The following is a 26,236-nucleotide window of genomic DNA, read 5'->3' on the forward strand; positions in this document are numbered from 1 at the left end:
TCGAACCCACCATAGATGGTGGGTTTTGTTTTCATCTAATGTTCCAAATAAAAAATAAGACATTAGTTATCCAGCACTGTTTATACACTGATTTTTAGGTACAGGGTCACGATGAAATCTAGTATCCTGTTCTCTTTTGAATATTCAGATATTTTTGTAATATTAAATAAAAGTAAATAAAAAGGTGATAAACATATGTGCAAAAATAATAAAACAATCATAACTATGAATAAATATTATGTAAGACCAGGTGACGAAATCGAATTTATGCCAAAAGAGGATAAAGTAAAAGAAATCAGACCGAATTTTGTAAAAGGAGTTGTAACAAAAGTTCTTTCAAACTCTGTGATTGTAGATATGAGAAATGATCGTAACCATCGAAATTATTACGAACATGATCACACTGTAATCAATCATAAAAAGTATAAAATTTTAGCTCCTATTGCAAAAAGTTAATCAAACTTAATTTCCTAGAAAATAGCCTTAGCCCGCATTAAAGGGATAAGGCTATTTTTTTTTATATTATTTGGATTCTGTAGGCATATTTCTTCCTAACAAATTGCTTCATACTTTGAGATTAACAGTGACTATGAAATTAATCTGAAAAAGTTGCATGAAAAATAAGGATTAATTAATGGGAATAGTAGATTAGTTCTAGAGCAGGGAGAAACTGCTTTTTTTTATTTTAGGAGGGACTAAGGAACTAATCGGAAATTACCACTTTTATTACAATCGATCATACATATCATACATGGATACATATTGATGCCACATAATTTTAATATAATATAAGTCTACTTCTCGATTTATCACCCAAATGACTATATATAAACACACCACTTAATTCATTTAACACGCTAAAAGTTTAGATTTCAATAAACAGCGAAAAAACAGAAAATTGTAATATTTATCATAATCTAGTAATAATACATTACGTTTTTTAATAAACTCAGTCTTTAGACCGTTTTTTTCAATATCTTAAATTGTTAAAATAGAATTAGATTTAGAAAATATTGGAAATAAGGAGGACGAAATGAAAAAGGCAATTGTACAAATTAAGAACTTATCAAAGGTAATAAAAGGGAAGAAGATTGTTTCTGATTTAAGCTTTGATATTTTTGAAGGAGAAGTTTTTGGATTTTTAGGCCCAAATGGAGCTGGTAAGACGACGACGATCAGGATGATGGTTGGTTTGATGAATATTTCTGAAGGTGACGTTGTCATTAATGGCCATAGCATTAAGTCCAACTTTGAAGATGCAATTAAGAATGTAGGGGCAATTGTAGAGAATCCAGAATTGTATAAATTTCTAAGTGGTTATGATAATTTACTGCAATATGCTCGTATGGATAAGAATGTATCAAAAGAGAAAATTGATGAAGTTGTAGAACTAGTAGGTTTAACTGGTGCTATTCGTCAAAAAGTTAAAACGTATTCTCTTGGTATGAGACAACGTCTTGGTCTAGCTCAATGTTTATTACATGACCCGAAGGTATTAATTCTTGATGAGCCTACGAATGGACTTGATCCAGCGGGTATCCGTGAAATGAGAGATCATTTGCAACTGCTTACGAAGAAAAAAGGAATGGCCATCATTGTATCGAGTCACTTATTAGCAGAAATGGAAATGATGTGTGATCGAATCGGCATTATTCAACAAGGTAAGCTTGTAGATGTACAAACTGTAACAGAGCTTACAACTGAAGATGTCCAAACGTATTCAATTGAAGTGAATAATAATGAAACTGCACTTAAAGTATTATCTAAACATAATGCTCAATTAGTTGATGGAGAAATACATATTGAATTAACGAGAGAAGATGTACCGAATGTAATTGAGTTATTAGTCGAAAATCGCATTCGCGTATATGGATTTAAAGCAAATGCAAAAACATTGGAAGATCGTTTCTTAGAAATTACGAATGTTTAACAGAAGTCTCTTTAGTTTGTTGATGCTTTAGAATTTCAAAAAGAAAGGAACTTAAATCATGTTAAAATTGATTCAAAATGAATGGATAAAGATTATTAAAAGACCAGGTACAATAGTGATGGTTGCTCTTATTATTTTACTTGTTGGAGCTATGGGTTCATTTGTAAAATATAATGAACATAAAAAAGAGCAAAATGTAGATAAAAATTGGAAGCAATCTTTACAAGTACAAACAGCAGAAGATAAAAAACAATTAAAAAGTATAAGTGATAAAAATGACCCTGAAAGAACATTTTTAGAACGATCAATTGCAATTAATGAGTACAGAATAGAGCATAATATATCACCAAATGAAAAGACGAATGTTTGGACTTTTATGGATGTTTCATCAAGTTTAATTATTTTAGTAGGACTATTTACGATTATCGTTTCTGCCAATATAGTGGCGAGTGAATTTAATTGGGGTACGATTAAGCTATTACTAATCCGTCCGTTTTCTAGAAAAAAAATAATTATGTCAAAGTATTTAACTAGTATTCTATTTGGTTTTGCTATGTTATTTATATTATTTGTAGTTTCGAATCTTCTAGGTTTAGCACTTTTTGGTACAGGAAGTGGAAATACTTCATACTTAGCATATGTTGATGGCCATGTTGAAGAGCAAAGTAGACTGATCTATTCTGCAAAGCTTTACGTAATGAGTTTCATCGAAACATTTATGCTTGCTACGATGGCGTTTATGGTTTCAACGGTATTTAGGAACAATACAATTGCAATCGGTATCTCAATTTTACTATTAACAGTCGGAAATACGGTAACAGTTATTTTGGCTGGATTCTTTGACTGGACAAAGTTTATCTTATTTGCCAATACAAATTTAATGCAGTACGTCAATGGTAATCCACCAGTTGAAGGAATGACAATGACATTTTCAGTAATTGTATTAATAGTCTATTTTGTTATTTTCCTTGGATTATCATTAGTAGTATTTTCAAAACGAGATGTAACAGCTTAAGTTGTTAGAGTGTTCTTTTTGAGTACTAATTTCATAAAAAACCTTATTCTAATTGAATAAGGTTTTTTTATTTCTAAAATAATGATTGTATTTTTTCTTTCATCATTTCATTATACAGGTTCAATGCTTGGTCATACTCTTTTTCTTCAAAAAATTTAGTTAATTCTTCGTACTTCTTAATATGATTTTCAACTGAACTTCTTCTATAGGAATAATATTTACTTGCAATAATCTCAAATTTATTTTGTAAATTTTCGATTGTTTCCATCATTAAATCATTTTGGCTTGTTTGTAAAATAAGATTATGATAGTGATTTGCTTCTTCGAAATATAAATCATGCTCTTCATCAGCAACCGCGTTTTTCAATAACTGAATGCATTCATTCATTTCATGTATTGGAAAATCAAGCATTTTCCTTTTAGCTTTTTCAATGCTCCCAATGCCTAAAAATAAACGACATTCTAAAAAATTAACGATATCAATCATTGTAATATGAATATTTTGCACCATTGAGCCCTGGTTTTTAAAATGTTTAACCAAACCAAGTGATTCCAATTTGACAAGTGCCCTGCGGATAGGGGTTCTACTCATGTTCAAATCATTTACAAGTGATGCTTCAGTTATATATGTTCCAGGAGAATATTTACCTTGTATTATAAATTTTTTGATTTCTTCATATGCTTTTTGTTCTAGTGTTATATTATTTGGCAAGTATTTCACCATCCTACTTTCTAGTGTTATTTTAATGCGCTGCTAAACAAGAGTGGGATTTTTTATAAATCCACTCACTATACTAACAAATCTAATGGATTTTCAAACAGCTTTTAGCAATTTCTTTGAGATCAAAGAAAAGAAAAATTGTTTGAATAAAACCAATATAATACACAAAGTATACAATAAAATTGACTAAATAGTATAGAAAAATAATTGTTTCAATTATATGGTAATAAAGGGAAATATCTAATCGGATTAATCAAAGTGATAAATGAAGTAAGAGGATGTTTAAAGAATTCTGAAGTAAATAAGTTAAATTTATAATGATTTTAGTATAAAAATTGTATACAAAAATATCCTTATTAGTTAATTCTATATAATCAATAAAAAAACATCTAAATCCTTAAATGGTTTAGATGTTTTTTATTGAATTTAGATTAAAACATTAAATCCATAAATGCTTCTTCTTTAAGTTGAGTTAAAATTTCAGTTGCTTTATCAAATTCAGATTTTTCCACACAATCAATAAGAGAATTATATAATTCTAATGTCTGTGGAATTCTATTTTTTCTTACATTAAATACATTAGATGACGTTGCTTCTTCAGTAAATCTCTTCCATAGATGATCAAGCATTTCGATGATTAAATTGTTTTGAGAATTTAGTAAGAATGTTTTATAAAACTCTGTCAGCGCTCTATGATAATTAAGGGCATCATCTTGAGTGTATGCTTTTTCCATAGAGGCAGTGATTTCTCTAAGGAGTTTTACATTAAATGGAGTATGCTTCCTTTGGGATTTTTCTACACAAAATACTGCAAAGCACCATTGAATTTCAATCATATTTATTATTTCGTGTAAAGTAAAATGAGTATATGTAACAGTCGTTCCATGAAAGTTATTATGTGATAACAACCCTTCGGATACAAGTCTTCCAAGTGCTCTTCTAATCGGTGTTCTGCTCATTTGTAATTCAGTTACAAGTGCAGTTTCTTTCAAATGCATACCAGTTTGATACTCACCTGAATGGATCAAACTTTTTAATTTTTCATATGCAATTTGTTCTAAAGTTTTCTCTTTTGCCATTTTATTCTCCTATTATAAATGTTTTAACTAGTTCATAAAGATCTTCTTATTTAATCTCTAATAGTATACATTAAAAATCCAATTGATAAGCTTTCGAAAAAAATATTTCAATTTTTTATAATGGAATATAGGTGAATTTTAATATTTATAGGTTGATTATTATCTGAATTTAAATATCAACTTTTTAATGTTCAATTAATTAGACGATGTATTTTCTTCCATTAATTAGAATAATTTCCATCTCCTTTTCAAATCATAAAATAAAATCAAAATAGGGGAACGGTATGAGAACTTATAAAGATGGGATGAAAAAAGATTCCTCAAAAGAAAATTGGATTGATGAATTATCGAAATCCAATGATTTTATTAAATTTAAAACTTCAAGTGATCTTGAGAATGACAGTTACTATAGTATTTATTTTTATCGAACGTTAATTAGGTCTGAGATCATGCATGATCAAGTTCTTCCTTATTTGACAAAGAATTATACTCTTGAAGAATTGATGTCTCAGCTTCCTGTCCAACAACTTACGATTACTTCAGATGGTTCTAAAATCAAAAGTAAACTTCTACAAGGTTATATGGCAATTCAGTATGGTGAGAATAAAACTGATTGTTTACTTGTTAATATTGCAAATAATATTTCAAGAACGATTGGTCCTCCGATTATGGAAGCTACTACTTTAGGTCCACAGGTTGGATTTGTAGAAGATATGGATGTAAACATCAATTTAATTCGAAAAAAATTACCAATTTCTGATCTTCATGTGGATGAATTGGTAGTTGGGAAGTTATCGAAGACCAGTGTTGCTGTGATCTATATAAGTGGAATTGCTGATGGTGAAAATGTTAATACAGTTACACAGAGGATAAAAGATATCCAATATGATCATATTCCGGATAGTTCATTTATCTCGTCTATGATCGGAGATAACACGCATTCTATTTTTCCACAATCGATTCCAACTGAAAGACTTGATCGTACAATCGGAGGTTTAACTGAAGGGAAAATAGTCATTGTTGTGGACGGTTCTCCAAATGTTCTTCTTACACCGGCTTTAATAGATGAGACTTTTATAGCGATGGAAGACTATTATGTCAATTGGGTACTCGCTACATTTTTCCGACTCCTTAGAATGTTTGGTTTTGCACTTTCGATTTTTATAACGCCTTTTTATGTTGCAATTTTGACTTATCATTATGAGCTCATTCCACCTCGCTTACTTGAATCATTAGTAATATCTAGAGCATCTGTACCATTTCCTCCAATTTTTGAGGTGTTATTTTTAGAAATTACGATCGAGTTAGTAAAGGAAGCTGGACTTCGATTACCTTCAAAAATTGGACAGACGCTTGGTATTGTTGGTGGTATTGTAATTGGGCAAGCTGTTGTAGAAGCTAAGCTTACGAGTAATATTCTCTTAATCTTAGTAGGGCTTGGTACACTTGCATCCTACACATCTGCAATCTATAAATTTAACAATACAATTCGATTTATAAAGTTTCCAGTAATCATAATGGCTCAGCTAATTGGGCTTTTAGGGATTTTTATGGGATTTATCTATTTAATGACGCATTTGCTTCGATTAACCTCTTTAGGGAGACCGTATATTGGATTGTATCCGTTTAGGAAAACGTCATTTAATGATTTGTGGATCAGATTACCATTTGCAAACCAGAAAAAAAGACCTACGAATTTAAGACCAGCAGCACTTTTTCGATCAACAAATGATATAAAACGTCCTGGTCCACCGAGTGATTTTGATGAATAAAAAAGGGGAGATTTACTAATGGCATCGTATAGAAGACAACAAGTTTCACCGTATCTCCTATTTTTTATTATTACAAGCTCTCAAATAGGGGTAGGTGTTTTAGGGTTTCAACGAATTATCTCAAAAGATGCTGGTTATGATGCATGGATTAGTGTCATAATTGCTGGGTTAGTCGTTAATATAGTTGTATGGTTTATGTATAAATTGTTAATGAATGCGCAAGGGGACATTATTGATGCCCATAAGAAATTTTTTGGTAATATAGTTGGTTCAGCTTTAAGTTTACTTATTCTAATCTATTATGTAATAGCAAGTATCTCTGTTTTAAGATTATATATTGAAATCGTTCAAGTTTGGATGTTTCCATCTATATCAACGTGGCTTTTATCGATTATCATTTTATTATTATGCTATTACATCGTATCAGGTGGGTTTCGTGTAGTAGTCGGAATAGCATTTTTATCTGGACTCTTTACGGCGTTGCTTTGGGCTTTGTTATTTCATTTGCCACATAAATATATTCATATGGATAATATTTTACCTATTTTTGATCATTCGTTTAAAGATTTGTTATTGTCTGCAAAAAATTCAATCTATACAATGGCGGGGTTTGAAATATTACTAATGGTTTTCCCATTTATTCGGAATGGAAATTCTTCTCAAAAGTTTGCTCAATGGGGAGTTGCTTTTTCAACTTTAGTCTTCACTTTATCAGCTTTTACAACATTTTTACTTTTAAGTGAAAAACAAATTGAACATGTAATCTGGGCGAGAATCTATATAGCGAAATTAGTTCATTTTCCATTTTTAGAAAGATTTGAATATATACTAATTTCTAGTTTTTTAATAAAGGTTATTTCAATTTTAGCTCTCTTATTATGGAGTTCAAGCAGAGGCTTAAAGTTAATTTTTAAATGGAAGCAAAAGTATACATTAATATTTATTAGTGTAATTAGTTTTATCGTTTGTCAATTACTTGAAACTCGATATCAAATTAATGCATTCGCAGATTATACGAGTAGAATTTCTCTATATATTTTTTATGTTTATATACCAATTTTTTCAATTGTTTTTATGATAATGAAGTCTGGGAAAGCAAAATGAAAAAATATCTTCTATTTTTTATTATTTGTATTGCGTTATCTTTAAATGGTTGTGCATTTGTACCGTCTGCGAATGTTAATGAACTAAATATTATAGGAGCAGCTGGGTTCGACCTTCCAAAACCGAAACAACTGAAAGGGACTGTTGTTTTTCCTGTGTTTCGACCATCTGGACAAATCGATTTTAAAGTGTCTTCTGCAAATGGAGAAACAATAAAAAAAGTAAGGGAAAGATTAGATAGTCAAATGAGGTATCGGTTAATGTCAGGCCAGATGCGAGTTGTTACATTCAGTCTTGACTTAGCCAAAAAAGGTTTTTTTTCAATTGTTGATACGTTTAATCGGGACCCGGCCGTAGGGAATATCATACAATTAGCGATCGTTGATGGTGAAACAAGTGATTTACTTTCATTAAAACAGTATAAAAATGAAAACATCGCTTTATATCTTTACGATCAGCTTGTACACAATTCAGAAACTGGACCATTTCCCTATACCGATTTCTCAACGTTTGTCTATCAATATTTTGAAGTTGGGCAGGATCCATATTTACCGGTTTTAAAAATAGTGAATGACAAGATTAAAATAAATGGCATTGCAACTTTCAAAAGTGATAAACTTATCACAATTATTCCATGGAAATATGCTTTCATTTTTAAAGGGATGAAAGAAAATTATAAACAAGGATTACATCAGTTCAAAATTGATGGAGAGTATGTAGCAATTGATAATATAGCATCTAAAAGTACATATGTTATCAAAATAAAAAAAGGAAAACCAGAGTTTACAGTTCATTTGAAGATGAATGCCAGAATTCAAGAATACACTGGTGATAAACCAATATCATTTCCAAAACATATTAAAGAAATTAGTAAAGCAATTGAGAGGGATATCGAAAAAAATGCACAGGAGCTTATGTCACTCCTTCAAAAAAATAATGTAGACCCAATTGGTTTCGGCTCAAAATTAGAAGCACAACAAAGGGACTTTGATGGGAAAAAATGGAGGAAACAGTATTCTAGTGCAAAAATTAAAGTAAAGGTTAATTTAGATATACTTCATACGGGAATAGTTGAATAGATCATGTTTAGAATGAGTAGAAGTACTATTTAAATCATGAATGGAACTAAAAAAAGGGCGTCTTAATGTCATTGTTTGACAGATAGACGTTTTTTTGTACTAAGAACATTGTATGAAAATTGTATACAAACAATCAGGTAAGTATGTTAATATAATATAACGGAAAAGTTAAGTATAAGATAATTTAAAGCATTGATTAGTTTCTTTAATATTTTAAAAATAATTGTATTTATTTTAAGGTAATTCCTGGAGGGATTATGCTTTTAAAAAATATTTTCATAACCCATACAATCATCATTAGTTTTTTTTATCTAACCTCATACATCTTATGGGGAGAAGCGAGACAAAGGTTTGCAGGGAGATCGAAATTACAAGAATTTTTTATCGGGATTCTATTGAGTGGATTAACGATTTTATTATTAAATTTCCCGATTTTTACAGATCATGGAACAAATATTCAAATTAAAACACTTGGAATGGAAATTGCAGCAATCTTTTTTGGGAATATTACCTTAGTTACAATGTTTTTTTTCGATCTTATTGCTTTTTATTTTATTAATGGATTTAACTATGTTTACTTAATTGATTCACTTTTGCTATTGTTTGTTTTATTTTTTGGATTTTATATGAATTATCAAAAATGGGATGAAAAGAAAAGAATTTTTATTTTGACCCCTACGATCATTTTGTTTAAATGTATTGGTTTTTATTTAATAGAAAAATGGGTGCTAACACCGATTGGTGAGATTGTTTCAGGAAGGTTACTTCAAACGATTGGGTTTTGGATTTTAATGTATGTTCCAGCATTATTATTAAGTTACTTTATAGCCTATCAAACACGTAATACAGAAATAAAATTAAAGAAAATGGAAAATATCGCAAATGTTGATAGTCTAACCGGACTATATAATCGTAGATACTTTGAAAAACAACTTTTAAATGGATGTTCCAAATCCTATGACACATCAATACCAATGACATTATTAATGATTGACGTGGATTATTTTAAAAAATATAACGATCTATATGGTCACCCAAAAGGTGATGAATGTTTAAGAAAAGTTGCAACTAGTTTACAATTAGAGACAACAAGCGAATCAGGCATTGTTGCACGGTATGGTGGAGAGGAATTCTCAATCTTGTTACCGAAATCAGATCTGAATGATGCAATGAAAATAGGTAATCGATTATGTAAAAATATAAAAAAATTAAAGATTGAACATGAGCAATCAGAGAAAAAATTAGTTACATTAAGTATTGGTGTAGCATCATTGATTGCTGAAACTGAACAAGATTACTTAAAGTTAGTGAAGCAAGCTGATCTGGCATTATACAAATCAAAGCATAATGGAAGAGATCAAGTGAGTTGCTAAAAGATGGAATATTGTTAAATGAAAAAACATCTATTTATCACTTCAGAAAAAGGTGATTTAAGATGTTTTTTTATTTTGCTACTTTATTTTATTAGTGGATTTAAATTAAAATGGTTCAATGCTTCGTTGACTAAATCGATATCATAAATGTTCTTCTCTAAGAAAAATTTTATGACTAAATCATTTAAATTGCTGTCTGATAATGTATAGCCAGCAGAACTTAAGAGTTCGCTAACTTCAATTTTATCTAATTCAAGTGCTAGTGATAAAGCAATTATTGTATTTTTCTTTGGAATGTAATTAGGAATGGAGCGGATTTTTGAAAAATGTTTTCGGTCAATTCCCGCCTTTTTATAAATTAATGGATCACTTACATTTTTTTTATCAATAAAGTTAAATAATAGCTCTCTAAATGTTGGTTTCAGTTTATTTTTAATAAATGCTTCAATCTCTATATTTTCTAAAGGCTCAGCTGCATACATCTCATTCGTACTAAAATGTATTTCTTCTATTTTTACTCCATCTAAATGGCGTTTTACATATATTTGTAATTCAATTAAAAATTCTTGGTTAAGCATTTTAAAATACCCCTTCCAAAATGTCTCTTTTAAGGCGACCTACCTACTAATTAATTCAGTTACTATTATAACATCAAGAAATAAGGGGCTGATTTAGAATGAACAATAATAAAACAGAAATTATATTTTTAATCGATAGAAGTGGTTCAATGGCTGGACTTGAACGTGATACGATCGGTGGATTTAACGCATTTATTAAAAAACAAAGTAGTTTTGATGGAGAAACGAATGTAACAACAGTGCTTTTTGATGATCAATATGAAGTCTTATGGACCGGGATTAATGCACATGAAGTAAAATTAACAGAAAATGAGTATTTTGTAAGGGGAACTACTGCACTTTTAGATGCAGTAGGTAAAACCATTTTAAATGTAGGTAACAGATTGTCTTTAAGTAGCGAGATGGAAAGACCCGGTAAAGTCATTTTTGTTATTACGACTGATGGATTAGAGAATGCGAGTGTTGAATTTACGTATAGTAAAGTGAAACATCTTATCCATCACCAACAAGAAAAGTATAATTGGGAATTTATTTTTATGGGGGCAAATATTGATGTAGCAAAAGAAGCCAGTAGCCTAGGGATTTTAAAAGAAAATGCTTATACTTTTGATTCTTCTAGTGAAGGTGTTGAAAACATGTATAGTGTAATATGCGAAGCGGTGTCAGAAAAAAGGATATAATTTTGATTCGAATCTAGTAAGCTCTTTTGACTTATTAGATTTTTTTATTGTAAATAAAAATTCTTTAATGATAAAAAAGCAGTTAGAATAATAATGTTAGAATAGGACATATAAAACAAATTTAGAGGAGAGATGTACATATGAAACAGCAAAGCTTAGATCATCACGTTAGATATCATCCAGTTTTTCACTTTTTTGGAGCACCATTAGCATTAATCACAATCATTGGTTCAATCGTTAACTTATGTTGCGCGATAAAAAATAACGATCACATTTGGTTAGCAGTATTTATTTTAGTTACTTCGCTTTTATTAGTTGTTTCGTTTTTTCTAACAAGACTTTATTCCAACAAAGTGCAAGACCGTGTCATTCGAATGGAAGAAAATTTTCGTCACTTTACACTAACTGGTAAACCGTTAAATCCTCAATTAACAATGGGGCAAATCATTGCATTACGATTTTCAAGTGATGAGGAATTTGTAGCGTTAAGTGAAAAAGCAGTAAATGAAGGACTGAGTTCGAAAGAGATTAAACAAAATATTAAAAATTGGCGAGCAGATGAGTATCGCGTTTAATTTTGTTAGGGACCTACTGTAGGTCCTTTTTCTTTTTTTGAGAGGGTCTGTTAAATTGACATGTTGATTTTTGAACTAAAAAAGGTTGTCTTATCAGACAACCTTTAGGGACTATTATGTAACTATAGCAAGCGTTTAGTTGCATAAGGACCGAGTATGCCTCCGGGCCAAAATTTACTACGAAAAGCATTTATGGGCCAATTGATCTAGAACTTAAAAACGAAGATACTGTTCATTTTTAAGAACAACAGGAATATATATTTAATTCAGAATATAATTTAAGTATTAGTATTTACCCAATTATTTATTTAGTACCTGAAAGAAATCAATGAAAATAAAGTCAATTAAGAGGGGGCTTTATATGGAAATTATCAAAAGTGAAATGACTGAATTGCTGGACCATGTGGAATTTAAATTATTAGCGAAAGAAAAAATTGGTGAAGCGTTAGATTTACTTGGCAAGAGTTTAAACGAATTGCGCGGAAAAGTTTCGTTCGATTCCTGGAAACAAATGATTTCCAATTGCTATCCTCAACATTCTATCTCTAGAATTCTCTTTCAAGATCCGCTAACACGGAGAGCGTTCCAAAAACCAAGAGGATATGCTGGAGATGCGATAATGATGGATCTCGTTTATGCTACGGAAAGTCAGTTGGGTTTATCAACCGATAACAGCTTAACGGAATTTGGAAGAAATTTATACTCTCAGGTATTACAATTTTCTGCTTGTAAAGCAGTACTATCAAGAAAACAACTTATTGCAAAAACTCTTGATGAGGTAGCATCCAAAATTAATAGACCACGGATTTTATCAGTTGCATGCGGTCATCTTCGTGAGGCAGAGAACTCGAAAGCAGTTTTGGAAGGAAGAATTGGAAGATTTATCGCGCTCGATCAGGATATGGAATCACTTCAATGTGTTAAAAGTAAATTCACATCCTATGGAGTGGAACCAATACATGCTTCCGTAAAGGATATTTTGCTAGAAAAGTTCAACTTTTCAGATTTTGATTTAATTTATTCTGCTGGTCTATATGACTATTTAAAAGATCCCGTTGCTATTAGCCTTACTAGAATTTTATTTGAAAAACTCAGTCCTGGAGGACGAATGTTGATTGCTAATTTCCTTCCCAATCACCAAACCGTAGGGTATATGGAAGCATGTATGGACTGGTGGCTTATTTATCGAGATAAAGTTCAAATGAAGGAACTGCTATCTTCTATACCTGAAGAGCGAATTAAGAATACTATAGTTTATAATGATGTAGATCAAAGTGTAGTATACTTAGATGTTTTAAAAGCATAAATTATATAGATTAGAAAGTACCCATATTTGTCACTAACAAAGCTTTTGATATCGGCAATGAAAAATGTGAAAAATCACCATAAAAAAACGTCGAATTATTCTTATATTTATGAATACATTATAATAACTTGCCCATTGGTGGGGACGAGTTACACTTCTCTAAATAAAAAAAGGTCTTCAATAGAAGATCTTTTTTTGCTGCTTATGTAATTAACGCATGCGTTAGCCATCCATGAATCCTCAGATTCACAACAGTGAATGGAAGTTTATATTGTACTCCCATGGTAGTTGTATAAGAAATTTTTTTATTTATTTTGAAATGAATTAATTAATTCATTCGTTGTTTTTTTGTCTAATAGCGTGGTTCCTTTTTCATATGATAATTCAGATTGACCAGTAGAATTAATACGAATATCGTAATCTAAAATTTTTTCTTTGGTTCCGTCATTATTTTCTATTTCAAACCAAAAGAAATAATTCACTAATTTTGTCGTGTCAGGAGTTCTTTTTTCCCATTTTAAAGATTTAAGAATGTTTGATACATTTTGTATTCTATTTTTATCTGTAACAAATTGGGGTTCACCCAAATTGTTTATAGAGTCTGCTTTTTGAAATACTAATACCTTTGACTTTACTATTTTATTATTATCTTTATTACAAGCTGACAGAAAAATGAGGGTACATAGAAATAAGCAAACAAAGTTGAACTTTTTCATCAGAACCTCCTTGGAATAACTTAATTTTTAATATTATGTTTTTTTAATCTTTATATTCCATCTTCAACTAAAGCATTAGTTAGTTGAACAAATATACTCAATATTTTTAGATTATTTTGTTCTCTGTTCCATTTAGAATTCTCTTTATATTTTGTCGATGAAGAATGATTATTAATACGCTTATTAGTAGCGAAAGTGTTATGATAACTTTATCTTCAAATATTAGACTGTAAATAAATAATGCTATACTCGCCAACATTGAACTTAGTGATACATACTTAGTAAATAACAATGTTAGTAAAAACACAACAAAACCAACCAAAACACCTAAAGGTGTCAAAAATAAAAAAACTCCAGTTGTTGTCGCAACAGCTTTTCCACCTTTAAAATTAGCAAATACAGAAAATATGTGTCCTAATATAGCTAATAAACCACAAACAATAGGGTTAATCGTAGAACTAAGTATTAGTGGAAGTATACAAGCAAGTGTACCTTTTAATATATCAGCAATTGCAACAATTGCTCCTGCTTTCTTTCCAAGAACCCTATAAGCATTAGTTGCACCAAGATTTCCACTACCATAATCACGAATATCTTTCTTATAAAACACTTTACCGATTATTAAAGCAAATGAAATTGAGCCTATTAAGTAACTTAAAATCAGAGTTAGAATGTTCAAATTAGGAATTATCTCCTCACTTAGTTTGTTATTTTAAATATTTCTATCTGTTGTATATTATTTCCTGTAATCCTTCTTGCACTAAACTGCCATTTTGTTGAATAAAAAAAGACCGCAGAAGCAGTCGATCATACTTCAACTAAAGCGCTCGTTAGTTGTATAAGAATTTCATGTAGCTTTTTTAAGTCTAGTTCCAATAAACGTCGTAATGAGTAAATAAACAGGATACAAAATTAAAAAGAACATCATTATTATGCCTGCTCCGAAATTATCAACATCTAGATCATTGTTTGGAAATAAAAATCCTGTTAATACAATGAACAGAACGAAATATGGAAACCACATAACAGAGGAAAATAAAGACCAAAGTCTACATTCTAACCATTTTTTTGTAAGCAAAGGAATAATAACAAACGATGCAATTAACAGTATTATTGCTACTCCCATTAAAACACTCCATATTAAATTTGTATTTTAGCCTGTTAATTCGTGGTTCTGTTCACTACTTATTAGCGAATCTATAAATATAAACGCCATAAACCCATAAATAGCACTTACTGTATTGAGTTTCAAAAATTAACTTGAATGTAAATAATACTAATATTTTAAAAAAAGCACACCCATGTCCAATGGGAAATTTCAACATCATATTATATTAGTACAACTAAATTACAAATTAAAATCTTTAATTTTATATAATTATTATTTTAAGGTAGAATTAAAATAGAAACGAGTTAATATTCAAAAAAAATCACTTTTGACTTTTTTGTGTTACTAGTGAGTCAAAACGGGAGGTTGAACTATGGACTTAAAGTTATCCGGAAAAAAGGCACTTATTGTTGGAGGAAGCCGTGGTATTGGTAAAGCTATTGCCCGCCAGCTGGCTCTAGAAGGTGTAGATTGTTCGATTTGTTCAAGAAACGAATCCACTCTAAAGATTGCTGCAGAGGAATTGGCTCAAGAAACGAAGCGAAATATCTATCCGATCGTGGCAGATACCACTGATCCTAATTCTATCATATATCTAGTTGAAAAAGCAGCAGCAGCAATGGGAAGCATAGATATATTAATTAACAGTGGAGCCCGTGTTGGCGGCCATGAGCCAGAGGATTTTTACAGTATTAAAGAAGAACTTATTTTGAAAGATTTTGAAGAAAAGTATATGGGCTATTTTCGTTGTATCCGCGCTGTCGCTCCTTATATGATTGAAAATAAATGGGGACGCATTATAAATATAAGTGGACTGGCTGCCAGGATTGGCGGTAATTATTTTAGTTCCGGGCCGCGTAATGCATCTGTTGTCCATTTAACAAAATCCGCATCAATGGAATTAGGAAAGTACGGAATTAACGTCAATGCTATTTATCCAGGGATTGTTGATACGGAAATGTTTAGAGAGCAGGTCACTAATGAGGAAGCTATACATCAGGCAGAATCACTGAATTCCCTCGGGCGCTTGATTACACCAGAGGAAATTGCTTATGTCGTTACCTTCCTAGCTTCTCCTTTGTCGGCATCGATTACTGGAGATGTTATTCCGGTAACTGGCGGCATTGGAAATACCGTTTATTTCTAAAATATTTGGTTGATACTTTTAACTGTTTCAAAGAGTACAAATTAATAGTGTATGGAAAAAAATCTATATGAAATGAGCCTCATTAATTTATGAGGCTCGTTTCATTTAAATTTTTATCGAATAATTTGCTGTACGTAAGAATTTGTTGATCTTAGAAACAGTTGATTCAATGTTATTAGAAAAAATAGCCATGTGTGCAAAAAAGCCGTGGATCATTCCGGGTTCACATGCATATTCAACCTGTACACCAAATTTTTTCAGCCGTTCAGCGTAAGCCCTTCCTCCATCACGGAGTACATCATTTTCCGCAGTGATTTCTAATGCTTGCGGGAGGCCACTTAAATCTTCAGCGATCAAGGGAGAAGCGTACTCATTACACCTGTTCTCTTCATTTCTTAAATAATGATTTCGGAACCAAATCAGCTGTTCTCTATCCAAACCAAATCCTTTTGCAAATGTTTGATGGGATTCCGTATTGAACTCAAGGTTTGTCGGAGGATAAATTAAAACCTGAGCAGTGATGTCGGGACCTTTTCTGTCTCTCGCCATCATCGTAACTACTGTTGCCAGATTTCCACCTACACTATCCCCTCCATCTGCCAATCTGGAAACATATTCAAACTTTAAGACCGGAAAATCAGTTTAATCTTTTATTCCACTCATTTACTAATAGACCATAAATAATATGGTCTACATAATGGTCATACAACCACTCTGCTTGCCTGATTTTACCTTCTTCAACAAATCCATATCTTTCAGGAAGTGCTCTACTTTTGTTATTTTCAACAGCGACACTAACTTCAATTTTATTCAATCCAAGATCATTAAATCCATAATCAATTAAAGATTTAAATGCCTTTGACATAATTCCTTTACCTTGGAAGTTTTCCCCTAACCAATAGCCAATTGTTCCAATTTTATTTGACTTATTAATGTCGTTAAAACCAATTGTACCTGCAATTTCCCCTTTATAAATAATAGCAAATGACCTTGGTATTCCACCATTTTCAACAAATGATTTCAACCTTGAATTAATATTTTGAGCAGTATCCTCTACACTTTCAATGTAATCTAACCACCCAAGCCATTTTTTTAAATAAGCCTTTGAACTGATCGTTAGATTATAAAATTCTTCAGCATCATCAATATTCAACATTCTTAAAGACACTTCTTCATCAACCTTATGTATTAACATTTCTTTCCCCTCGCTTGTAAAAACGTTATTAAATATTTTACCAAATATAACCTATTACTTCATACTTCTTATTAAACTAAACTTGTCAAATACATAAGTAAAAAAAGCAACCAATGGCTGCTCTTGATCTTCAACTAATGCATGCGTGTGCGGCCGAGCCTAGGTCGTATCATATAGCGGGTGGGATTCCCGTCGAGAAAGAACTAGCCATTCACTTGTAGCGAGTCTTGAAGGATTAAAGGTAACATTAATCTTTAAGCGTAGACAGCTAGGTTGCGGGCCGAAAGCCAAATGGTTGAAGGGATTGAGCTTCGAAATGTTAGTAAATCGAGAGGGCTGATGCCTTACGCATAGCAGAAAGCAACATTTTACCTTTCGTTAAGGCAAGAAGGCTAAAGCCTCTCCGGAGTCAGAGACCTTGGCCCGTAACACATTGATATGATACGGCAACTCGGGAGACCCTACCGGTCTTTTCATTTAATAGAAGAGTATGGTGTACAAGCGATAATAAGTAAGGAAACCAAATGCCGATGTAGGGAGTCGGATAGCAGCGTAGTACCTATGAAGTTGGGTAATGCCGATGGAGGAAAGGCTGCTACCAAAGTATCACCCTTAATAGGGACACATTTACTACACACAGAGGTAGAATAAATGGAAACAAAACTACTAAGGATAGCAGAATAAAGTCTGATAGAAATTAGTTAAGTTCTGTGAATGATAAGTTGGAGGAGCCGTGTGCGTTAATAGCGCAAGCACGGTTCTGGGAGGGGATGGAGTTCGATTTACCGTAAGGTAAAAAGACTCCTTTCTACTCGACTCAATAAGGATTAATAATTCTTTAATTGCATCATCTCAAAAAACGAAAAGAATCACTTAGATTGGTAAGGATCATTTTCCCAAATACCTTCAGAATTTTCACCACCATAACCCCCATAAACATTCTAATTTAGGGAGACAAGATAGTCGGCAAGTTTATCGAAAGTACCCTCAAGATCTTGTTGAAGCTTTGGTGCCATACTTTTGTAGGTTTCTTGTTCCTCAGCTGAAGCGTTCACAGGGCAACCTATCAGTTTTAAAACAGTTTTACCTTCGTCATCTTCTAGCGTTATGATATTCATAATTTCAAGAGGCCAGCTCACGCTAAAAGGCGCTCTGACTGTATTGCCTTGCTCATTAGAAAAGGATCGGATATAAACCACTTTCTCAGGTTCGACAACCTCTTGGTATGTAAATTTTCCCCACAGAACCTGATTTCCGTCAGGAGACGTCTGAATACCTAAAAACTCGCCACCTGATCGAGCGTCCATTTTAACGATTTCGAGGGTGCCCCCCTTTGGTCCCCACCATTTCGCGAAATGCCCGATCTCTGCCCATGCTTTAAATACGAGTTCGCGAGGGGCATCGAATACACGCGTAATTGCTATTTCGAACGATTGATTCAGATTGTTATCCATGAAAATCCTCCTTGTTTTTCATGTAGCGTAAAAGCCTCGGTAATTAGCCAAGCAGTTAACGAACAGGCGTGTAACGGAGCACCACGTCGCCGAAGTAGCCGATCCAAATTGAACTAACGCATCAGTTAGTTGTACAATATTAATTAGAATTTTTTTCAAGAACTTCAATTAATTTGTCCAATTTACCCTCTATATTTTGTAATGATTGTCTGTTTTTAGCCTGATTTCTATTTCTTCTTTTAAAAAGTAATACTATTGCAGTTATAATCCCAATTATAAATATCCAATAAACAATTGGGATAAAAGCAGCTATAGAAGCGTTAATATCTTTTGAATCTGTTACCGTGTGTGAAATATTTGCTGATAAGAAGTACATATTTTTTTCTCCTAAAATTTTTCTTCATAATGGGGTTAGTTACACTTATAGTACATTTAATTCAAATGTTTATTTCTAAGTTTATTTTATCATTACGCCAGAATAATTTAATCAATCAATCGACTCATAAAAATGCAATTTCTTATGCAACTGAACTGCCATTTTGTTGAATAAAAAAAATCGATGAAACAGCCGATCTTGTTGTTCAACTAATGCATTGCTTTAGTTGAATAAGTAAGTATCTTTTAGATTCATTTTAGGAACTTGGAAAGCCATCTTTTGATTTTAAAAATTCTCATTTGTCGACTTTTTTAACTTTATGAGTTTCCCAAGACGAAGATAAATAAAGCTAACCGATATACCCACAATGAAACCACCTACTACTGCAAGGTCACTCCATTCAACAATTCCCCCTACAATATCATCCCAAAATACACTTTTCCAATTTCCCCAGAAGAATCGGTCTCTGTGATTAGATATATGCATTTCTGGACTAGTTGAAATTCCGATAATCCCAAGCTGAAAAGCATTGGATAAATAATAAAAAATAATTGAAACAAGCCACGTTGAGCTACTTGCTAAAGCGGACATCAATCTTGATTTGGAAGTTCGTGCTTCATTCAGAGCGATGGGTACAATTGGTACTAACCAAACACCATAAGTCAGCACTTTCCAAAAAAGCTCTCCTTGAACAAGCACATTTGAAATAAAACTATGAAAGTAAAAATCAAAAACCCCAAATACAATCCCAATTACAATATAGACGAACCATCGTATTTTCACTAAACAATTCCTCTTTTCAGATTTATTTATCTTAAATTAGATTGATATTGTATATTCGGCCTTAAATTAGATTGATATTGTATATTCGGCTTCTAAATTAAACTATCCTGCCATTTTGTTGAATAAAAAAAGCGTTCTTCTATTGAAGAATCGCACTGCGTTAGTTGCATTAGATTATTTCTTTGGTCCGCCAACATACTCTGTTTTACCACTCCAAAAGTCATCAAGATGAATCCACCATTTTAATGATTCAGGAAGTAGGAATTTTTTTATTCCATCGTGATTCCCTGCGTGCTGTTGTATATCTTCAAGTAATCCAACGGTAGCAGCCTCTTTAACCACTTCATCTCCATTTACGTGCAATCGCTCTACCAATTCAAATATAGTTGGAAATTCATCATGTTGTCCTTTTTTATGTAATTCAGCTACATGTCGTGCAAAATCAGATATATCTAAATACAATAATTGTTCTTCATTTTGTTCATAATTATCTTTTAGATATGCCTCCCATCTTTTTTTATAAGAAGGACACGCTCCTACTAATAACTTCATTACATCCTGTTTTTTAATTTCATTGCTCACTTGGAACAACTGCTTTGGATTATTCTTAATAATCTACAATTCATTTAAATTTGTAAATTTATTCTTATATTATCATTAAGCCAAAAAGTATTAATCAATCAAAAGACTCATGAAAATTACAATTCCTTATTCCACTAAACTACCATTTACTTGAATAAGAAAAAAGCCACCGAAGCAGCTTTAGGTTGTTCAACTAATGCACGTTAGTATCTTAAACTAATCTAATTACTTGCTCAAAAGAAACGCCTAGATAACGATATTTAATAGTAATTCTATTTATTTTTTTACTATGTAATATGCTTAGCTCGTATACTTTATCTTTTGCTGATTCCGTACCTTGATTTTGCTTCTTAATCAAGTTTTTAGGTGATATATCTGGCTTTAATAGGATCGATTGAACTTTAGTATGTTGTTTCTCAAAATCAAATACCTCGGAGCTATCATACTCTTGAAATCCAACTCCAACTCGAATCTTTGTTCGCTTAGGAACTTCTTTATTATTTATCAATATTTTCTTTAGATGAATATCACTTACACCTATATTACCAATTTCGATAGCTATTCCTTTTCCATTATCACTCGGAACGATTCTACCCGTTTCAATTGGCGGTTTTTGTTTTATTAAAACAACGTATGCAACCACTAGTATTATTAAAAGTAATACACTAACAATAATTCTCTTCAATGCAACTATTCCTTTCACAGGTCTTTCTATTAAAAAAAATTAAATACTAATTGAACCATCATTCCACCAATTAAAAAACTCTTCTAATGATGGTGCGATCCATGTTCGACTATCGTCTTCATGATTCCATACATAGATATCATCCTTTTGTATGTGACCGTTAATGATTGGAAATCCAAAAAAATCACCATTACCAGCGTCTGCGAAAAATAATAAACTATCGAAAGTCATGTAACAATCTTTATACACTTCTAGTGTTCTTCGCTCAATATTTTCTTCTATTATTTCATTCGAAGGCCAAAATCTAACGCCTCCACTATCAAATCCATTTGTTTCTTTTAAAAGATTAGCTAATTCATTTGTAATTTCTAGATTAAACTTTTCGTTAATTTCTTCTAACTGTTCCTGAGTCGCAGGTTCATTAAACAACGGATCTTCTGAGATTTTATTAATTAATTTTTTCCACATGTTAGTAATCCTTTCAAACATTAAATAAATAGATATATCTGAATTATTATAACATTTCTTAGGTAACTAACCTGCCATTGACCTGAATAAAAAAATCAACAATCTACTCTAACAGAGCCCTTAGAGAAAAAAGCATTGTTGAAATTGTTTATCTATTGTAATTTATGTAATTTCCTTCGTCAGATTTTGTAATAGTCTTTAACGAATAAAAGGAAGGGCTAAATGCCAAGTAATACGGGCAATTTACTTTGAAAAGAGTTTGAGAAAAAGCACCTTTTTTTGCTGTTTGCTCAGTAATTTTAGTTAAATACCTGTAATAAACATACGATGAAAGGAAATGATTTAACATCTCCCTGTTACTTTTTTTGAGAAAAATCTATGTTACGATTATTCTAAATTAGCAAATAAAGGAACATGGAGGGGAAAAAGAAATGATTAACAAAGTTAAAGTTACAACCATTTTAGCAGCTGCTGCACTCTCAGTATCTGTAAGTGCTAATGTACAAGCTGCTACTGTCACAGTAAAAAAAGGTGATAATCTATGGGATCTATCACGGGCAAAAAATACAACCGTTGAAAATACTAAAATGTTAAACGGGCTTACTGGAGACTTAATTCATCCTGGTGATAAACTAATCATTACACCAGAAAAACATTATCAAGTTATAAAAGGTGATACATTATGGGATATTGCACAAAATCATGATGTAACAGTATCGCAAATTCAAGAATGGAACAATATACATACGGATCTAATTCAACCTGGATTAAACCTGAAAATTTTTGAAGGCGTAAAAAATATAGCTCATTCAGAAATGACAAATACAAATCTTGCAGCAAATTCTAAAACTACTTCAACAATGAAGTCAGTACAAGAATCTCCAAAGACTGCATCGGCATCAAGAGAAGATGTTCCTAAAACAAAGGAAATTGTACCAGAAACAAAGGAAAGTGCATCAACAACAAAAGAGAGTGTACCAGCAGCAAAAGAGAGTGCACCAGTAACAAAAGAGAGTGTACCAGCAGCAAAAGAAAGTACACCAGTAACAAAAGAAAGTACACCAACAACAAAAGAAAGTGTACCAGCAACAAAAGAAGATGCATCAACAACAAAAGAAAGTGCATCTAAAACAAATGATTCAGCTGGTTTAAAAGTAATAACAATGGAAGCATCCGCTTATACAGCTTCTTGTAAAGGATGTACTGGTATTACGGCTACTGGAATCAACTTAAAAGAAAATCCAAATACAAAAGTCATTTCTGTTGATCCAAGTGTAATCCCACTTGGAAGTAAAGTGAATGTAGAAGGTTATGGTGTAGCAATTGCCGGAGATACTGGTGGAGCTATCAAGGGAAATCGAATCGATGTATTTATACCAAATAAGCAAGATGCGATTAAGTTTGGTAGAAAACAAGTAAAAGTAACGATATTAAACTAATAAAAAAAAACACTGAAACCTTACAGGGTTTCAGTGTTTTTGATTATGCTATTTTTTAGTAGATAACTACCGGTTCATATGTGCTTAGATTATCATATACGGTTTTCATTAGACTAGGTGGAGTGTTAACGCAACCACCCGATCCTGCAGTTAGATAAGCATTGCTTGACCAGTTACTTCGCCAGCTAGCATCGTGGAAACCTTGACCACTGTTTGTGAATGGTGCCCAATAATCGACCTTAACTTCATAAGAACCAAGACCTACATGTGAGCCCCTGAGGATCGATGGTGTTCGTTTATAAAGGATATACCAAACTCCTTTTGAAGTATCCTCACCAGTGATGTGTTTACCAGTAACGACATTCGTTGTGATAACCAATTTGCCATTTTTATAAAGCCAAATACGCTGTTCTCCAATCGACACTTCAGCATATGTATCACCTATACCATTGTTTTTAGTCGTATTATATCCATAGCCTTCATTGTTCCAGCCATTTCCGATAATATGAGTAGGAGTGATAGATTTTTCTCCTGTTTCAAAAGCCTGCTGAACTAGTGTTGATTCTTTATCAACATCTAATGCCCAGCCATAGCCTTCTCCTTTAACCGAAATAACTGATCCCGAATGTGTCTTAAATGTAAAATTTTTATTTAATGTAGATTGAGAATTATTTACTTCCGCAATTTTGTTTTTAAGATTACTAGAGTCGATCGTAACTTTCATATCTTTTGACACAGAAGCATTTTGAATTAATTCACTCGCATTTAGAGAATAAACTTTATCCTGAACCTTATACTGAACTGTACGCCCTAGTAGTTCTTGCAGTTTTTTCTTTTCATTTTTCACAATTTGATTGTCTTCTTTAATTGGTTGTATGTATACAGGTTTTAGACGGATTATACTAGTATACTCTTGTCCCTTATAATCATTTAATAGACGATCTACATCATATTGCTCACCGCTAATGCTTTTAGTGACAATAATATTACCTTGTTTCAATTGAACAGTCGCATCTTTTGGAGCTTTTAAGCTCTTATTAAGAGTGAGAAGCTTATCTTCAATCTGTTTTTTCATTGTGTGAATTTGATCTTCATCTCGTTTACTCGGCATTAAAGAATAATTTTTTTCTTTTGAAGAAGGAAAAAACGTGCGCTGGTTTTTTACTATTTTTTTAATAGCCGGCAGATCACTTTCCGTAAAGTTCATTTTTGTATCTTTTCCATCTAAGATTTTCTGGTCGCCAACATAAACGATGTTTTTAAGTTTGCTAGTTTTTAATTTTTTTAGTGCTTGGTCAGCATTCAGTCCACCTAAATTTATGCCGTTTACCTTGATTTGAGCATTAAAATGGTTAGCCCGATAGCTGAGCACAATGATGAGTGTACTAATAATAATGATGCCAATCAAAATGAAATGCCAAGGCAAAGACCGTTTAAATGATCTTCTTTGTTGAATATTATTTCCTTTTACATTTAAAGTACTTTCCAAAACAATTCCTCCCATAACCAAGTAGTCCATCTATCAATGTTTACTGAAATTCAGATTAGAATATTACAATTATATTACATTATTTACTTATATGTGACTATTCTACAATTTTCTTTGGTCGAACTCTGTCACAATTTGTTTAGGTGTAGAAATTTTTTCCTTTTTTTATTTTGAACATGCTAAGAGAAAGTATTGGACTAAAAAGTTTAAATTTATAATATAATGGTTCACCGTAATTCTAATAATATTTTTCTATCTACTATTGAAAGTATATGATGATTAGATTTAGGAATCTATTAGTGGATTGAGTTTAAAGACTCTTTAATTATTATTTACTATATTATATTTGTATATTAAGTTTAGTAGCCTGCCTATTATATATACCCTTCAAAAAAGCATTTTTGAAAGAGACAGAGTTGAAAAGAATAGTTTACTAATGTATCATTATTAATAATCTGAATATTCCGTAAAGAAAAGGGGGACATGGTAATGAGTAAACAAATTCCTGAAAAATGGTGGAGTCAACTGAGGGTGCCAGCTATTTCTGCACCAATGTTTTTAGTTTCTGGTCCTGAGCTAGTAGAGGCAGCATGTTTAAATGGTGTAATTGGGTCGTTTCCAGCACCGAATGCTCGCCCGATTGAAGTGCTTGATCAATGGATGGGTCAATTAAATGATCATCTTGCTTTGGCACGCGCAAATGAGCCGGAGCGTAAAATTGCACCATGGGCAATGAATATGGTCGTTCATAGCTCATATAGCAGATTACAAGAAGAGCTTGAGCTGTTGAAAAAACATAAGCCTGAGCTTGTCATAACTTCATTAGGTTCTCCAAAAGTAGTGGTTGATATTGTACATAGTTATGGCGGACTAGTATTCTCAGATGTTAGTGATATGAAGTTTGCTAAAAAAGCAGCAGAGGCTGGTGTAGATGGACTCATTTTAGTTGCATCAGGTGCTGGTGGTCATGCTGGAAATTTAAATGGATTTGCGTTCGTTGATAGTGTTCGTACGTTCTGGGACGGCATTATCGTATTAGCAGGTGGTATTTCAACTGGTAAAAGTATATTGGCTGCACAAGCTGCGGGCGCTGATTTAGCTTATATGGGAACACGCTTCATTGTTGCGAAGGAAAGCTTAGCGAATGATGAATACCGTCAAATGTTAGTTGATGCAACGCAAGATGATATTGTACTGACTGATGCATTTTCTGGCGTTAAAGCAAATATGTTAATTCCTAGTATAGTGAAGGCTGGTCTTGACCCTGAAACATTGAAAAAGAAAGATAAAGTCGATTTCGATGGAATGAAAAATGAATCGAATAAAAAGGCCTGGAAAGAAATTTGGTCTGCTGGTCATGGCGTTGGGGCAATTACAAAAATCAGTTCAATTGCCGACATTATAGATGAACTGGAAGAAGAGTATAGTGCGGCAGTTAATAAACTAAATCAAAATGCTGAGAAAATAAAATCAACGGTAAGTAAATAGTATTGTAAGCGTTTTACTTTCATATCGTGAATCTATTGTTTAATTATCTTTTTAAGATTATAATAAATATATTGAGATGGAATCATAGTATGGG

28 protein-coding genes are annotated in these 26,236 nt (G+C 32.1%); 13 read left to right on the forward strand and 15 right to left on the reverse strand.

Going from position 1 to position 26,236, the window contains the following annotated elements; genetic code table 11:
- Positions 1 to 195: 195 nt before the first annotated feature.
- The 3 genes from ACFVR2_RS02245 to ACFVR2_RS02255 all read left to right on the forward strand — a co-directional run bounded on the left by ACFVR2_RS02245 (position 196) and on the right by ACFVR2_RS02255 (position 2,945).
- A complete protein-coding gene (locus tag ACFVR2_RS02245) occupies positions 196 to 456 on the forward strand; it encodes a DUF2187 family protein (protein WP_335412285.1) in 261 nt (86 codons plus the stop codon).
- A gap of 577 nt (positions 457 to 1,033) precedes the next feature.
- Positions 1,034 to 1,930: an ABC transporter ATP-binding protein gene (locus ACFVR2_RS02250; protein WP_335474350.1), complete on the forward strand. Its 897-nt coding sequence runs from the start codon at positions 1,034 to 1,036 to the stop codon at positions 1,928 to 1,930.
- Between the two features lie 58 nt (positions 1,931 to 1,988).
- Positions 1,989 to 2,945 carry an ABC transporter permease gene (locus ACFVR2_RS02255; protein WP_387358532.1) on the forward strand — a complete coding sequence of 319 codons (957 nt, stop codon included), beginning with the start codon at positions 1,989 to 1,991 and terminating at the stop codon, positions 2,943 to 2,945.
- 73 nt (positions 2,946 to 3,018) lie between these two features.
- Here ACFVR2_RS02255 and ACFVR2_RS02260 read toward each other — a convergent pair whose 3' ends face one another.
- Together ACFVR2_RS02260 and ACFVR2_RS02265 are read right to left on the reverse strand one after the other, a co-directional pair.
- Positions 3,019 to 3,657, reverse strand: a complete 639-nt coding sequence (locus ACFVR2_RS02260) for a GntR family transcriptional regulator (RefSeq protein WP_387358534.1) — start codon at positions 3,655 to 3,657, stop codon at positions 3,019 to 3,021.
- A 440-nt stretch (positions 3,658 to 4,097) separates the two neighbouring features.
- Positions 4,098 to 4,745, reverse strand: coding sequence for a GntR family transcriptional regulator (locus ACFVR2_RS02265; RefSeq protein WP_387358536.1), 648 nt, complete (start codon positions 4,743 to 4,745; stop codon positions 4,098 to 4,100).
- Positions 4,746 to 5,029: 284 nt separating this feature from the next.
- On the opposite strand from ACFVR2_RS02265, the gene ACFVR2_RS02270 reads away from it, so the two are divergent.
- The 4 genes from ACFVR2_RS02270 (at position 5,030) to ACFVR2_RS02285 (ending at position 10,073) form a co-directional block, all read left to right on the forward strand.
- Positions 5,030 to 6,517, forward strand: coding sequence for a spore germination protein (locus ACFVR2_RS02270; RefSeq protein WP_387358538.1), 1,488 nt, complete (start codon positions 5,030 to 5,032; stop codon positions 6,515 to 6,517).
- Positions 6,518 to 6,535: 18 nt separating this feature from the next.
- Positions 6,536 to 7,621 carry a GerAB/ArcD/ProY family transporter gene (locus tag ACFVR2_RS02275; protein ID WP_387358540.1) on the forward strand — a complete coding sequence of 362 codons (1,086 nt, stop codon included), beginning with the start codon at positions 6,536 to 6,538 and terminating at the stop codon, positions 7,619 to 7,621.
- Positions 7,618 to 8,700, forward strand: a complete 1,083-nt coding sequence (locus ACFVR2_RS02280) for a Ger(x)C family spore germination protein (RefSeq protein WP_387358542.1) — start codon at positions 7,618 to 7,620, stop codon at positions 8,698 to 8,700. The genes ACFVR2_RS02275 and ACFVR2_RS02280 overlap by 4 nt, the downstream gene beginning before the upstream one ends.
- 257 nt (positions 8,701 to 8,957) lie before the next feature.
- Positions 8,958 to 10,073, forward strand: a complete 1,116-nt coding sequence (locus ACFVR2_RS02285; protein WP_387358544.1) for a GGDEF domain-containing protein — start codon at positions 8,958 to 8,960, stop codon at positions 10,071 to 10,073.
- Positions 10,074 to 10,156: 83 nt separating this feature from the next.
- Here the strand turns inward: ACFVR2_RS02285 and ACFVR2_RS02290 are convergent, their stop codons facing one another.
- A complete protein-coding gene (locus ACFVR2_RS02290) occupies positions 10,157 to 10,651 on the reverse strand; it encodes a hypothetical protein (RefSeq protein WP_387358546.1) in 495 nt (164 codons plus the stop codon).
- A gap of 98 nt (positions 10,652 to 10,749) precedes the next feature.
- Here ACFVR2_RS02290 and ACFVR2_RS02295 point away from each other — a divergent pair, with 98 nt between their 5' ends.
- The 3 genes from ACFVR2_RS02295 to ACFVR2_RS02305 all read left to right on the forward strand — a co-directional run bounded on the left by ACFVR2_RS02295 (position 10,750) and on the right by ACFVR2_RS02305 (position 13,212).
- Positions 10,750 to 11,331 carry a vWA domain-containing protein gene (locus ACFVR2_RS02295; RefSeq protein ID WP_387358548.1) on the forward strand — a complete coding sequence of 194 codons (582 nt, stop codon included), beginning with the start codon at positions 10,750 to 10,752 and terminating at the stop codon, positions 11,329 to 11,331.
- Positions 11,332 to 11,471: 140 nt separating this feature from the next.
- A complete protein-coding gene (locus ACFVR2_RS02300) occupies positions 11,472 to 11,906 on the forward strand; it encodes a DUF6526 family protein (protein WP_387358550.1) in 435 nt (144 codons plus the stop codon).
- Between the two features lie 361 nt (positions 11,907 to 12,267).
- A complete protein-coding gene (locus ACFVR2_RS02305; protein ID WP_387358552.1) occupies positions 12,268 to 13,212 on the forward strand; it encodes a hypothetical protein in 945 nt (314 codons plus the stop codon).
- 305 nt (positions 13,213 to 13,517) lie between these two features.
- Here the strand turns inward: ACFVR2_RS02305 and ACFVR2_RS02310 are convergent, their stop codons facing one another.
- The 3 genes from ACFVR2_RS02310 to ACFVR2_RS02320 form a co-directional block, all read right to left on the reverse strand.
- Positions 13,518 to 13,928 (reverse strand): hypothetical protein, encoded by a 411-nt coding sequence (locus ACFVR2_RS02310; RefSeq protein WP_387358554.1) that lies wholly within the window; start codon positions 13,926 to 13,928, stop codon positions 13,518 to 13,520.
- Positions 13,929 to 14,034: 106 nt separating this feature from the next.
- Positions 14,035 to 14,607, reverse strand: a complete 573-nt coding sequence (gene plsY / locus ACFVR2_RS02315) for a glycerol-3-phosphate 1-O-acyltransferase PlsY (protein WP_387358556.1) — start codon at positions 14,605 to 14,607, stop codon at positions 14,035 to 14,037.
- Between the two features lie 168 nt (positions 14,608 to 14,775).
- Positions 14,776 to 15,054 (reverse strand): hypothetical protein, encoded by a 279-nt coding sequence (locus ACFVR2_RS02320; protein ID WP_387358558.1) that lies wholly within the window; start codon positions 15,052 to 15,054, stop codon positions 14,776 to 14,778.
- Positions 15,055 to 15,409: 355 nt separating this feature from the next.
- Here ACFVR2_RS02320 and ACFVR2_RS02325 point away from each other — a divergent pair, with 355 nt between their 5' ends.
- Positions 15,410 to 16,183, forward strand: coding sequence for an SDR family NAD(P)-dependent oxidoreductase (locus tag ACFVR2_RS02325; protein ID WP_387358560.1), 774 nt, complete (start codon positions 15,410 to 15,412; stop codon positions 16,181 to 16,183).
- A gap of 105 nt (positions 16,184 to 16,288) precedes the next feature.
- Here the strand turns inward: ACFVR2_RS02325 and ACFVR2_RS02330 are convergent, their stop codons facing one another.
- From ACFVR2_RS02330 to ACFVR2_RS02365, 8 genes are all read right to left on the reverse strand, one after another.
- Positions 16,289 to 16,786, reverse strand: coding sequence for an alpha/beta hydrolase (locus ACFVR2_RS02330; protein WP_387358562.1), 498 nt, complete (start codon positions 16,784 to 16,786; stop codon positions 16,289 to 16,291).
- Positions 16,787 to 16,820: 34 nt separating this feature from the next.
- Positions 16,821 to 17,378 carry a GNAT family N-acetyltransferase gene (locus ACFVR2_RS02335; protein ID WP_387358564.1) on the reverse strand — a complete coding sequence of 186 codons (558 nt, stop codon included), beginning with the start codon at positions 17,376 to 17,378 and terminating at the stop codon, positions 16,821 to 16,823.
- Between the two features lie 941 nt (positions 17,379 to 18,319).
- Positions 18,320 to 18,832 carry an SRPBCC domain-containing protein gene (locus ACFVR2_RS02340; protein ID WP_387358566.1) on the reverse strand — a complete coding sequence of 171 codons (513 nt, stop codon included), beginning with the start codon at positions 18,830 to 18,832 and terminating at the stop codon, positions 18,320 to 18,322.
- A 139-nt stretch (positions 18,833 to 18,971) separates the two neighbouring features.
- A complete protein-coding gene (locus tag ACFVR2_RS02345) occupies positions 18,972 to 19,208 on the reverse strand; it encodes a DUF4083 family protein (RefSeq protein WP_387358568.1) in 237 nt (78 codons plus the stop codon).
- A gap of 285 nt (positions 19,209 to 19,493) precedes the next feature.
- The gene (locus ACFVR2_RS02350) at positions 19,494 to 19,991 is read right to left on the reverse strand and encodes a hypothetical protein (protein WP_387358570.1); all 498 of its coding nucleotides are present in this window, start codon (positions 19,989 to 19,991) and stop codon (positions 19,494 to 19,496) included.
- A gap of 174 nt (positions 19,992 to 20,165) precedes the next feature.
- Positions 20,166 to 20,573 (reverse strand): DUF7674 family protein, encoded by a 408-nt coding sequence (locus ACFVR2_RS02355; RefSeq protein ID WP_387358572.1) that lies wholly within the window; start codon positions 20,571 to 20,573, stop codon positions 20,166 to 20,168.
- 211 nt (positions 20,574 to 20,784) lie between these two features.
- Positions 20,785 to 21,258, reverse strand: a complete 474-nt coding sequence (locus ACFVR2_RS02360) for a hypothetical protein (RefSeq protein WP_387358574.1) — start codon at positions 21,256 to 21,258, stop codon at positions 20,785 to 20,787.
- Positions 21,259 to 21,297: 39 nt separating this feature from the next.
- Complete coding sequence (locus ACFVR2_RS02365) at positions 21,298 to 21,726, reverse strand: SMI1/KNR4 family protein (RefSeq protein WP_387358576.1); 429 nt, start codon at positions 21,724 to 21,726, stop codon at positions 21,298 to 21,300.
- Positions 21,727 to 22,157: 431 nt separating this feature from the next.
- Here ACFVR2_RS02365 and ACFVR2_RS02370 point away from each other — a divergent pair, with 431 nt between their 5' ends.
- Entirely contained in the window at positions 22,158 to 23,165 is a 1,008-nt protein-coding gene (locus ACFVR2_RS02370; protein WP_387358578.1) for a LysM peptidoglycan-binding domain-containing protein, read from the forward strand.
- Between the two features lie 55 nt (positions 23,166 to 23,220).
- Here the strand turns inward: ACFVR2_RS02370 and ACFVR2_RS02375 are convergent, their stop codons facing one another.
- A complete protein-coding gene (locus ACFVR2_RS02375) occupies positions 23,221 to 24,684 on the reverse strand; it encodes a L,D-transpeptidase family protein (RefSeq protein WP_387358580.1) in 1,464 nt (487 codons plus the stop codon).
- Between the two features lie 459 nt (positions 24,685 to 25,143).
- Here ACFVR2_RS02375 and ACFVR2_RS02380 point away from each other — a divergent pair, with 459 nt between their 5' ends.
- Positions 25,144 to 26,142 carry an NAD(P)H-dependent flavin oxidoreductase gene (locus ACFVR2_RS02380; RefSeq protein ID WP_387358582.1) on the forward strand — a complete coding sequence of 333 codons (999 nt, stop codon included), beginning with the start codon at positions 25,144 to 25,146 and terminating at the stop codon, positions 26,140 to 26,142.
- Positions 26,143 to 26,236 lie beyond the last annotated feature (94 nt).

This window comes from Gottfriedia sp. NPDC057991, assembly GCF_042886615.1.
Lineage (GTDB): Bacteria > Bacillota > Bacilli > Bacillales > Bacillaceae_G > Gottfriedia.